The organism is Brotaphodocola sp., assembly GCF_050873065.1.
In the GTDB taxonomy this organism is placed as follows: domain Bacteria; phylum Bacillota; class Clostridia; order Lachnospirales; family Lachnospiraceae; genus Brotaphodocola.
In genome coordinates, this window is record NZ_JBNMIC010000056.1 from 1 (window position 1) to 11,851 (window position 11,851).

At 44.4% G+C, this 11,851-nt stretch carries 9 protein-coding genes; all 9 read right to left on the reverse strand.

The annotated features are described in order from the left end of the window. Nucleotides 1–510 precede the first annotated feature (510 nt). Nucleotides 511–1,842 (reverse strand): MATE family efflux transporter, encoded by a 1,332-nt coding sequence (locus ACR0QE_RS11445; RefSeq protein ID WP_432628479.1) that lies wholly within the window; start codon nucleotides 1,840–1,842, stop codon nucleotides 511–513. Between the two features lie 53 nt (nucleotides 1,843–1,895). Continuing rightward, nucleotides 1,896–2,876, reverse strand: a complete 981-nt coding sequence (locus ACR0QE_RS11450; protein ID WP_432628480.1) for a bifunctional helix-turn-helix transcriptional regulator/GNAT family N-acetyltransferase — start codon at nucleotides 2,874–2,876, stop codon at nucleotides 1,896–1,898. Nucleotides 2,877–2,896: 20 nt separating this feature from the next. Further along, nucleotides 2,897–3,772, reverse strand: a complete 876-nt coding sequence (locus ACR0QE_RS11455; RefSeq protein WP_432628481.1) for a DMT family transporter — start codon at nucleotides 3,770–3,772, stop codon at nucleotides 2,897–2,899. Between the two features lie 230 nt (nucleotides 3,773–4,002). Continuing rightward, nucleotides 4,003–5,136: an extracellular solute-binding protein gene (locus ACR0QE_RS11460; RefSeq protein WP_432628482.1), complete on the reverse strand. Its 1,134-nt coding sequence runs from the start codon at nucleotides 5,134–5,136 to the stop codon at nucleotides 4,003–4,005. A 145-nt stretch (nucleotides 5,137–5,281) separates the two neighbouring features. Next, nucleotides 5,282–6,928: an ABC transporter permease gene (locus ACR0QE_RS11465; RefSeq protein WP_432628483.1), complete on the reverse strand. Its 1,647-nt coding sequence runs from the start codon at nucleotides 6,926–6,928 to the stop codon at nucleotides 5,282–5,284. A gap of 2 nt (nucleotides 6,929–6,930) precedes the next feature. Further along, complete coding sequence (locus ACR0QE_RS11470; protein WP_432628484.1) at nucleotides 6,931–8,076, reverse strand: ABC transporter ATP-binding protein; 1,146 nt, start codon at nucleotides 8,074–8,076, stop codon at nucleotides 6,931–6,933. A gap of 189 nt (nucleotides 8,077–8,265) precedes the next feature. Further along, complete coding sequence (locus ACR0QE_RS11475; protein WP_432628485.1) at nucleotides 8,266–9,054, reverse strand: response regulator transcription factor; 789 nt, start codon at nucleotides 9,052–9,054, stop codon at nucleotides 8,266–8,268. A 52-nt stretch (nucleotides 9,055–9,106) separates the two neighbouring features. Next, a complete protein-coding gene (locus tag ACR0QE_RS11480; protein ID WP_432628486.1) occupies nucleotides 9,107–10,807 on the reverse strand; it encodes a sensor histidine kinase in 1,701 nt (566 codons plus the stop codon). A 276-nt stretch (nucleotides 10,808–11,083) separates the two neighbouring features. Then, a partial coding sequence (dctP, locus tag ACR0QE_RS11485; protein WP_432628487.1) for a TRAP transporter substrate-binding protein DctP occupies nucleotides 11,084–11,851 on the reverse strand: 768 nt, incomplete at its 5' end.

The window sequence follows — 11,851 nt, forward strand, 5'->3', positions numbered from 1 at the left end:
CACGCCGCCAGCGTTCATCCTGAGCCAGGATCAAACTCTCAAATTAAAGTTTGTTTCCCGATCCAATGATTAACTACTAGCTAATTATTAAACCGTTCTACTGTTGTTTGGTTTGTTTCTTCGCAGAACTTTGTTCTGCTCATCGCGTTCGGTTTCCCCATTCCTGCAAGCAGGACTGTGTAAACCTTGTATCGCGAATGTTCTGAATTTCTCAATTCAAAGATGTCTTTACCAAAAGACTCTTTTTTATAAGAATTTTCAGGGTTTTAAACACTGTTCAATCTTTCATTTTCAAGGTTCAGTTTATTGCTTGTCCGCTTTTCTTTCGAAACAGCTTGTTTATTTTATCAAGTCATTTCGTTTTTGTCAAGCACTTTTTTATTTTTTTAATTTCTTTTATAAATCAACATCCTTGTTTTTCAAGGACGCTGATTATAATATCAAATCTTTTTGTTTCTGTCAACTACTTTTTTTATTATTTTCCATTATTTTTCATTTCCCCCTAATCTTCTATTTTTTCCCTTCCGTCTTTCCCATCATCTTCATGCCAGCCAGACCGGTCAGGTCTGCCAGACCCCAGCCAATCGGGATTGCCATCCAGATTCCGATCTCTCCGATCCGCGCAGATAACACATAGGCAAGAACTACTCTCATTCCAAGAGAAATCACCGTGAGCACAACCGACATCTCAGCCCGTTTGATTGCCCGGTAATAGCCATAGAAAAGAAACAGGCAGCCAATTCCACAGTAACAGGCTCCCTCAATTCTCAGATAACGGACTCCCGCCGCAATGACCTCCACCTCGCTTCTGCTCACGAAAATCCGCATCAGCGGCTCTGCAAACACAAAAACAACCGCTGAAATCACAAGGCAGAACAAAATGCTAAGCAAAAATGCCTGCCTGGTCCCCCTTTTAATCCGCTCCTTCTCACCCGCTCCATAATTTTGTGCCACAAATGTGGAATAAGCATTTCCGAAATCCTGAACCGGCAGATAGGCAAAGGTATCAATCTTCACTGCCGCTGCAAAAGCCGCCATCACCACAGCGCCAAAGCTGTTTACGAGTCCCTGCACCATCAGAATGCCAAAGTTCATCACCGACTGCTGGGCACAGGTCATGGATGACAGATTTAAAATCTCTCCAAAAATATTTTTATTAAAATGTTCTCCTCTCCATGATGGCGCCAGCTCCGGACATTTCACAGCCGTATAGATCCAGATTCCAATTCCAGAGACATACTGCGCAAATACGGTTGCAATTCCGGCTCCTGCAATCCCCCAGTGCCAACCGGCGACGAACAGCAAATCAAGCCCAATATTGAGCAGTGCAGAAATCGCCAGAAAGACAAGCGGTGTCACCGAATTTCCGACCGCACGCAAAAGGCAGGCAAAGAAATTATAAAGGGAAATTCCCGCAATTCCCGCAAAAACAACCAACAGATACTGGCGAATTCCCGCCCACACTTCATCCGGAATCCGAAGAAAAATCAGAATCGGATCCATCGCGGCATAGACCAGCACACTAAAAATAAGCGTAACTGTCAAAATCAGCGTGCACGCATGCGTGATCGAGGTTTTCAAGGCTTTCTGGTCTTTCCTGCCCTGATAGATCGAAAACAGGGTTCCCGCTCCCATGCTCAGTCCCAGAAAGATCGATGTCAGAAATGTCATCAACGTATATGCCGAACCAACCGCTGCAAGCGCATCTCGCCCGAGCACCCTCCCCACAATCAACGTATCTGCAATGTTGTAAAACTGCTGCATCAAATTTCCCGCCATCATCGGCAGCGCAAACAGAATCAGGGAAGATGAGATTCTCCCCTTCGTCAAATCGCGATTCATCTGTATTCCCCCCAATAAACATTCTTTTTCTTTTATCTTTTGTATCCTTTTCTCTATCGCATCCTTTTTCTTGCATCCACTCCATCGTACTCTCTTCCGCAGGCAGAGTCAAGCGGATAACTTCCAATCTCCCGTTCCCAGCGTTCTTCTATCACTCCATCTCCCCATTCCGATTTGTCATTTGAAGAGACTTTATAAAATCCATGTGTCTCATACACATGCCTTGCAACAATCTGCGCTGTGATCGTCAATAGAAATACTTTCTTATATCCCCGGTCACGGCAGAACTGCAATGCCATATCCATAAGCTGGTTTCCAAACCCTCGCTGTCGCATCTCCGGCTCTAACATAAAAAATCGAAGCTGTGCTGTCTCCTCATCTGCCTTTGCAATCGCAATACTTCCTGCCGGCACACCATTGCATTCGAGGATATTCAGACAGTCTGTCCGAGGATCAAACTGATGGACAAAACTGTATACAATTTCATCGACATATTCCGAAAAAGTTCCACTCAAATGCCGTTCCGCATAATACAATGTCTTGTGCCTTGAAATCACATATTCAATATCGCTTTGTACAAAAGGACGAATGATGATTCTGTCATTGGCATCGCTCAGCTTATTTCGGATCATGACGACTGCCTGCCAGACTTCTTTCTGATCTTTTTCGTCGAGCTTATTGAAAATCGCCCCCAACTGATGATTTTGAATATCATTTAACCGATTGATTTCTCTGCGCCCTGCTTCTGTCAATTTTACATATCGAACGCGGCTATCCGTCTTCGACTGCGTCTTCTCAATCAGACCCTGCTTTTCAAATTTTGCAATTATCCGGCTCATATAGCTGCGATCAATCTGTAACTGCTGAATCATGATATTCGCTGTACAGCGCTCTGTCTTGCTGAGTTCAAATAAGACATTCTTTTCCGTCAGGGTATATCCCGCCTCCAAAATAGCAGCATCAATCTGTTTGAGTAAATTCTGATATACCTTGTTAAATCCCTGAATATCAGCAATCTGATCATTTGAAAACATCCTTTTCTTTTCCACCTCCACTATTTTTCATGTTTTGGAGAAACTTCGTTCCAAAATGTAAAACCGAGAATCAAGACACCTCCGACAACCTGCCAGAATGTCATTTTTTCTCCGAGAATCGTTACAGAAATCAAAACAGCAACCAAAGGATCAATATAACTTAAAATAGCCGCTTTTTGACCGGGCAGTTCTTTCAAGGATGAAAAATACATGCAATACGTAACTCCCGTGTGAATAAGTCCGACAATCAAAAGATTGCTCCACCCGGTCACATTCATTTTTCCAAGCGTCACTCCGCCGGACAGTGCCACATAAGGAATCAGAATTACAATCGCAGAGAGAAACTGCAAAAAGGTTCTCGGAATTCCCTCTACATTTTTGATAAACTTATTTAACAAAATTACTGTAGCATAAAATACCGCTGCTCCAAGCCCAAATAAAATACCGACAAAATCACTGCCTCCCCCGATCTCTCCGATCCCGGTAATCATGATCAGTCCAGCTGTCGACATCACAAAACATAAAATCTGCTTTCCCGTCAGTTTTTCATGAAAAAGCACCGGACAGACCACAGTGACAATGACCGGTGCAAAATAATAGCTCAAAGTTGCAAGCGACACTGGCGTATACTTATACGCCTCAAATAAAAGAATCCAGTTCACTCCCATAGCGACTCCCGACAGCAATAGGAGTGGAATCTCCTTTTTAATTCTTTCAAATGGAATGCGCTGCTTTGTCACCGCCAGATATCCCGCAATCAAAAGTGCCGCAAGAATCGCCCGATACAGAGCCAATTCACCGGACGATACCGGAATTTTTCTCACAAAAATTCCAAGCGTACCAAATATTGTCATTGAGACAATCAGCATCAATCGCGGATTTTTCATCATCTTCATCGTATCTCGTCTCTCCCTCTCCCACGTAAAATAGTTGACTCAGTCCATTATATCGTTGTTTATGGACCCAGTCAACTATTTTGTGCTTAGATTTACGGTAAAAACGATTTTTCAATAATCAAATAGAGTTGATGCATCGCTTTTACAGCCACACATCAACTCTATCTCTGTCTAACACTCAAATCTAACATTCAAAAAGCTAAAAACCCAACATTCGAATTTTCTGTTTTTTACTTTCCATTCAGCTCTGCCCACAGATCATTCCACTTTGTACAGATCTGATCTTTGTTCTGACTCAGATAATCATAGTCAAGATCTACCAGGCCAAGGGTATCTGCTGCCGGAAGTCCCTGCAGGTCAACGTTCTTATTGGATCCACGGCCTGAAGACTCGGAAGCACGAATATTCTGGAACTCGCTGGAAGCAAGAAGATCGATCATTGCTTCTGCTGCCGGAAGGTTTGGAGCATTCTTCACGATTGCCGCACCACCTGCCATTGCGGTATTTCCTTCTTTCATGTATACGCAGTCAACCTGGGCGCCATCTTTGATCAGAGCTGCAACTGTGGACTCATAGGAAAGTCCTGCAACATACTCGCCATTGATGACAAGATTGTAGACATCCTTGGAAGAGGTTGTGCTGAAACTCGACGGAATCAACTGTTTGATATAGTCCCAGCCCTTCTCATCGTCAAACTTATCTCCCATTGTCGCCAGAATCGTCTGGAGCTGACGCCATCCGGAAGACGTCGAATCCGGTGCAGCCAGAATAATTTTGCCCTTTAATTCTGGCTGAAGCAAGTCTTCATAACCCTCAATCTTGATTCCCAGCTCATCACGAAGCTCCGGATTTACAACGAGACACATCACCTGAACATCATAATATGTATAGTAACCGGATGCATCATGGTACAACTGCTCATCGTCAAGAACCGAGGTGTATGGCTGCAGAATATCATGATATTTGTCACCATCCGCCGCAAACATACCGCCGATTACCACATCTGCGTCGCAAGACTCATCTCCGCGGATTCGTGTCGCCAGTGTTCCAACAGAATCCGCCTGAATCTCCATCTTACAATTCGGATAATACTTGTTCCACAATTCCTGAAGTGCCGCCTGCTGTGTTTCTTCCATCGTTGTGTAAACTGTAATTTTTCCGGTGACTTCATCCTCACCCTTGACGTACTTCGGGCGGTCGCTGTCCGCTGCATTTGCACTCTCCTGTGCTTTCGTCTCCTGCCCTGCGGTCGTCTCTGCCGGCGCCTTCTCCGGCGTTGTCTCAGCCGTCTCCTTGCCACCACCGCACGCGGTCAGAGAAAGTGCCATTGCCATGCCTAACCCCATCCATGTTCGTTTTTTCATAGCTTTTCCTCCTTTTTTATCTCTTTTTCGCTTTAATCATTTCATTTTCATTTAACATTTTTAACATTCTTAACATTCATTTTTCAATCAGAATCACTGCACATCCATACATCCATTTTGAATTATATGTCACGTACATCAAAAATTACATCCGAATATCTTCCGCTTTGGTAAATCTCAGATACAGAACCAGACAGACCACCGTAAAGACCGTCGTGATCGTCGCAAATACCGCTGCCACTCCATAGATTCCGCTTGTAATCGCCGCGTACGTACTGATTGTCAGGGTGATTGTGCGGTTGTTGTACAGGATGACACCTGATGACATCTCTGTGATGATCGATACCCAACTCAAAATTGCTCCCGAAATAATTCCACTTGCCATCATCGGCACTGTGATCTGTGCAAAGGTTTTTGCTCTCGATGCACCGAGACTGATTGCCGCCTCCTCGATTGTGACCGGAATCTTCATGATCGCGGCGGTCGCAGAACGGCTCGTAAACGGCATTCTCCGGATCGTCAGTGCGATGATCATAATAAGTAAAGTACCTGTCAGGGCAAACGGTTTCTTACTGTATGTCAGGATCAGCGAAATACCGATGACACCGCCCGGCATGATGTACGGAAGCATCGAGATCACATCGATTGCATTATTAAAGGCATTGCTGCGTCTGACGACGAGATAAGCAATCAAAACAGCGATCACAATGATGATTGCCAGAGTCACGAAACTGACAACCAACGTGTTTCCGATTGACCGGTACAGCATTTTCTCCACTGCCTTCTGGTAATTCTTGAAAGAATATCCCGGCTGGAGAATGCTGTTATTGTAGTTTCTAAACGACATATTGATGATGTAAAGCTGCGGAAGCATCGCAAGCGCTACTAAAATATAGCAGAATGCATGCATCAGGACTGCACTGACTCCATGTACTTCTTTCGGTTCCACCGGATGAAGCGAATTGATCGTAAATTTAAACTTATTGGTCGCAAGTTTCTGGATCAGAAAAATGATTGCCGTCACAATCACCGCAATCACACTGATTGCCGCCGCAAAATGATAATCCGCTCCATTCTCTCCAAGATACTGATTGTAAATCAGAACCGGAAATGTCGAATATCCACGTCCGATCAGCACTGGCGTTCCGAAATCCGCAAATGATCTCATGAAGACCAGAAGTGCTGCTGCGAGAATCGTCGGCATCGTGAGCGCCATAATTACCTGAAAGAAACGTTTAACCCCCTTACATCCCATGCTCTCCGCTGCCTCGAGAAGAGAATTGTCAATATCACGGAATGCTCCGTTCATGTAAATCACAACCAGAGGAAAGAGCTTTAACGACTGGACAAATACAATTCCCCAGAATCCATAAATCGTGAGTCCCCGGATTCCGATCGACTTTAAAAGTTTTGTCACAAGACCGGAATTTCCCATCAGCAAAATCCATGCATATGCTCCAAGAAACGGAGCCGACATTGTTCCAAGCAAACAGAGTACAAACAGAAGTTTTCGTCCTTTTAGCTGATAGAACGAATAAAAATACGCAAACGGAATGCCAAGAATCAGGCTGACTGCCATGACGGCAATACCAATTTTCAAGCTGTTAAAAATGGAACCATAATAATACTCTTTTCCAAAGAAAGCCTGAAAGGCATCAAGGGAGAATGTTCCGTCCTTGATCACTGCCTCTTTGAGCAGATTTCCGATCGGCCAAACCAGAAAAATCAAAAACAACGCCATCAGCACCCAGGAAACGATGGTCCATCCATCTCGTCTTTTTCCTGCCTGCATGCCTATTCCTCCTCTCTGTCAGAGTCTTTCAGGGCTCGACCATCCACAAAATGTTCTACTCCCTTCATCAGACTCTCGGAAGTCTTGCTGTCAAAAACATTTGCCTTTTTCTCGTTCAGAGTCAGAAGGATCCTGCTTCCCGGCTGGATCATCTCATCCGTCTCGGACTCCTGAATGATCTCTGCCTCCTCTCCGGTCTCTAACTCCACAAAATAATGGGTGTTAAGTCCAAGGAAAACGCTGTCTTTCACGACTGCATGAATGCCCGAAACATTCTGATTTTTCTGGATCTTCAGTTCCTCAGGTCTTGCAGATACCGTCACCTCGCCCTCCTGTGCCTGATCGGAGAGATTCGTAAACGATACCTCATATCCATTTTTAAATACAACCGTCATCCCTGATGAAGCCTTCTTCAATTTTGCGCTCAAGAGATTTGATTTTCCGATAAAGGTCGCCACGAAGAGGTCTGCCGGTCTCTGGTAAATGTTCTTCGGCCGTCCGCAGTGATGAATTACACCGTCCTTCATGACTGCAATTCGATCCGAGACAGCCATTGCCTCCTCCTGATCATGGGTGACATAAACGGTTGTGATTCCGACATTTTTCTGGATATTTTTGATAACCGTGCGCATCTCCACTCTCAGTTTCGCATCCAGATTCGACAACGGCTCATCCATCAAAAGCACATCCGGCTGAATGACAAGTGCTCTTGCAAGAGCAACTCGCTGCTGTTGACCTCCAGAAAGGCGCTCCGGCATTCGGTCTGCATACTGATCGACATGTACCACTTTTAAAAATTTGTCGGTCTCTCTTGCAATCACGTCTTTGCTGACTCCACGATTTTTTAGGCCAAATTCCACATTTTTCCGCACGGTCATGTTCGGGAATATCGCATAGTTCTGGAATACCATGCCGATATTTCGTTTTCCGGGGTCCATCTCATTAATTCTTGTATCATTAAAAAGGAAATCACCACCCTCGATACTGTTGAACCCGGCAATCATGCGAAGCAAAGTGGTTTTTCCGCATCCAGACGGTCCAAGAAGGGTAAAAAATTCTCCGTTTTCAATCTTCAGGGACAGATCTGGAATCACGGTAGTATCCCCGTATTTTTTCAATGCGTGACGAATCGTAATTCCAACACTCATGTTCGTTCCTCCCCCTTTTTCTGCTTTTCATGTTTTTCTATTTTCTGGATCCTTATCTTTTGTATTATGTTTTTATTTTATCGCTTTTTACTATATAAAAAACCAAAAATACACAACGAAAGAGCCAAAATACCGAACATTTTATGCTCCATCTCTGAGTTTTTATTTATTTTTCTCTATTTTTTCCAATTATTTTTGTGTTTTTGCAAAATCTTGCATAAACTCTCTCGGGCTGCATCCCAAATATTTTTTAAACACAGATCGAAAATACTTGTATTCTCCGATTCCACACTGCCATGCCACATCCTGAATGGCAATCCCCTCCCGCGTCATCAGTTCGAGTGCGCGATGAATCCGATAACGATTTACAAACTCCATAAAAGTTGTCCCCATCGCTTCCTTGAACTTCTTGTTCAAAAAAGTATCACTGTAATTTAACGTTTTCTCGAGATCTTTCATTCCGATCCGATATTTGTAATTTTCTTTTACGAAATCAAGCATCTGATGAACCACTCGGTCATCTCCGGCGTAGGAAATCTCCGCATCGCTCAAAAATTCCTCTGAAAGATGTTCTGGGAGGCGATGATTTTTATTATAGAATTCTCTGCGTTCACATTCTTTTACCGCCCGCTGCAAAACTTCTTTCAGCTCTGCACGCTTTAACGGCTTAAGCAGATATCCGAGCACGCCATATCGAATCGCGGTCTGCGCATACTCAAAATCCGAATACCCGGACAAAATAATCGCCGAATACTCCTGCTCCTCATACGTTCTTCGAATCATCTCCAGACCATCCACAACCGGCATATTGATGTCTGTAATCACAATATCCGGGTGATATTCCTGAATTGCCAAGATCCCCTCTTCTCCACTCGAGCAGTCTGCCACGACTGTACAGTCATATTCCTCCCAGTGAACTGTGAACATGAGTCCCTTTCGAATGATCTCTTCATCTTCTACCAGTATCACCTTATACATGATGCCTTCCCCCTTACCAAAATCCTCATTGAAACTTTTAATCCATTTCTTATCAAGTCTGATCAATGGAAATCTCCACCTCAAATCCCCCACCCTGACGATTTCTTATTTTCATTTCGCTGTGCTCTCCATATTGCAGGCAGATTCTTCTCGCAATATTGTGAAGTCCCAGATTGTCCGCAGTATGAGCAACATCCTTAAAAGACTCCGAGAGCTGTGTCAATCTTTCCTGATCCATGCCAGGTCCGTCATCTGCCACACAAATCTTCAACACATGTTCTCTCACATGTCCCTCCACCCAGACATGAATCTCCTTTTTCGCTTTAAATCCATACTTGATACTGTTTTCAATCACCGGCTGAAGCAGCAATTTAGGAACCATACAGGCCAGTGCCTCCTCATCAAAATTCAGCTTGCAGGAAAATCTGTCTCCAAATCGCACTTTCTGAATATAAAGATAGTCCCGAATATACTCCATATCCTCCTCCAGCCTCATATCCCGTTTGGAATTGCTGACACTGTAACGCAAGATATGTACAAGCCGCTCAATCAGTTCCTCCGCTTTTTCTCCGTCAAGCATCACCAGATTCCGGATGATCTCCAGCGTATTGTAAAGGAAATGCGGATTCATCTGTGCTTCAAGCTGCCCCCGTTCCAATTTTGCATTCAAAAGAATCAGCTCTGAATTTCGATTGTTTAACTCTCTCACACTGTCTAACATCCGGTTAATCCGGTGAGCCACCTCATCGTACTCATCATTTGTATTCATATGAATGCGATGTTCATAATCGCCATCCTGAATTTTCCGGATTTCCCGCACCAAGAGACTGAGCTGTCCCGCATTGTACTCCGCCATTGTTCTGCTCATCCAGCGAGCCAGTGAGTACCAGAGTGCCCCCAGCAAAAGAATCAGAAAAATTCCAATAAGAAGTGTGTTATCCCTCGGATAATAGACCAGAGAATAGATCGTCACTCCACATTCCGGAAGAAATTCCCGCTCCACCCAGTATCGTTCCTGATTATAATAGCCGATTTTTCCAGACTGCGGATAAAACTTTCCGGACTGATTTGCAAATCCTGCCTTGCTTCGATAAATCACATTGCATCTGTCGTCAATGATTACCCCGTCATAATTTTTGTCCGACAAATAAAAGTTCCACTCTGATCCAATCAAAAACAAACTGATAAAGCCCCGAAGTGTTTCCTTCTCATAAACCGGACGGATAAATAAATAATCAGAATAATTCCCTGTATCTGAATAAACCGTTACATACACTTCATTTTTTCCCAAATTTTTTACGTTATGGCAGACTGCGCGATTGTACTCACACAGATAATCCGAGAGTTCATTCTCAGCAAAAGTGGAATCGAGAAACCTCCCCGCCTCATCCGTCAGGATCACTTTATTTTCGATCACACTCTTTGTGTTAAAGCGGTTAAAAAGATACTCAAAATCCGTTGAATCCGGATCTCTCCATCTTTCCAGATAAGCCTCCTGCAGACCTTCATCATTTAGAAAATCCATACTCTGTCGATATAATTTCAGATAAAAAGAACGGAGCATCTCCAGATTTTTCTCCGCCTTTTCCCGGTTTGACACATATGTCATGGAAAAAAATGCCACGATAAACAGCATCATTCCAAGTGAAATCTGAAAGACCAGCCTGCGGGTCACCGCCTGCTGAAGCTGGTTAATAAAACGATTTGCCGTGAATACTCTCGGCTGTGATTTTTTATTGTTTTCCCCTTCCACTGTATCTTCCCCCGATTTTCAGTAAATCTGCTGACGCAGTCGCTTGTTTTTCTTTTGCGCTCATTCCATCACGATTCGTACCTTCGGTACTTGACGCTACTTCGTAGCTATCGTGATCGCCATTCGCCACTCGGGATGAACAAGTAAACTTGTTCCCCCTCGTTAACGCTCATTTCATTATAACACAAAAAAAGTACGCGGGGCAAACGTCTCACATTCGCCTCGCGCACTTCACATATTCTGTATTTATTACTTGTTTTTGCTCGCCTTAACCCCTTACTTGAAAGCAGCGACGAGATCTTCTGCATCGTCATAACCCTGCTTTTTCAGCTCGCCGATATACCATTCTTCTACCGGTTTTGCTGCCTCTTTGAAGGACTCGATGTCAAGCTCCTCAAACGGAATGACTTCCACTCCGTTCTTGCTCTGCCAGCGGCTTAAAATCTCGTCGTCGCCTGCACGGTTGATCTCACGCTCGTAGCGAACCGCAAGCTGACCGCACTCATCGACAACCGCCTGCTGCTCCGGTGTCAGGGAATCGTAGAGGTCCTGATTGATGCAGAAAAACAGACAGTCATAGTTTGCATTCCACATAGACACATACTTCTGTACTTCCTGTACGCTTGCAGCATCGATTGCCGGAAGCGGGTTTTCCTGTCCGTCAACCGTCTTCTGCTGAAGCGCCGTGTAAGTCTCAGACCAGTTCATGTTCGTCGCATCTGCGCCCCAGAGTTCGTAACACTTCATCAGCAGATTTGATCCTGCAACTCTCAGTTTCAGGTTCTTCATATCATCCACGCTCTTGACCGGGCGCACACTGTTTGTGAGTTCACGGAAACCATTCTCCGCAAGACCCATGCAGTGCAGACCATAGGAAGAGAGAAGTTCCTTCATCTTTTCTCCGCCCTCACCGTCAAGGATTCTGTCCGCATCCTCTGTCGAATCAAACAGATACGGCAGAGAAACCACGTTGAATCTCGGATCAAATGCGGAGTAGATCAGGTTGCTGTGCATCGAGATCTGTACCGGGTCACCGTTCATCAG

Bases quoted from the DNA above. Each gene is read 5' to 3' on its own strand.
- ACR0QE_RS11450 (WP_432628480.1), bottom strand. From the start codon at position 2,876: ATGTTTTCAAATGATCAGATTGCTGATATTCAGGGATTTAACAAGGTA.
- ACR0QE_RS11455 (WP_432628481.1), bottom strand. From the start codon at position 3,772: ATGAAGATGATGAAAAATCCGCGATTGATGCTGATTGTCTCAATGACA.
- ACR0QE_RS11465 (WP_432628483.1), bottom strand. From the start codon at position 6,928: ATGCAGGCAGGAAAAAGACGAGATGGATGGACCATCGTTTCCTGGGTG.
- ACR0QE_RS11460 (WP_432628482.1), bottom strand. From the start codon at position 5,136: ATGAAAAAACGAACATGGATGGGGTTAGGCATGGCAATGGCACTTTCT.
- ACR0QE_RS11475 (WP_432628485.1), bottom strand. From the start codon at position 9,054: ATGTATAAGGTGATACTGGTAGAAGATGAAGAGATCATTCGAAAGGGA.
- ACR0QE_RS11445 (WP_432628479.1), bottom strand. From the start codon at position 1,842: ATGAATCGCGATTTGACGAAGGGGAGAATCTCATCTTCCCTGATTCTG.
- ACR0QE_RS11470 (WP_432628484.1), bottom strand. From the start codon at position 8,076: ATGAGTGTTGGAATTACGATTCGTCACGCATTGAAAAAATACGGGGAT.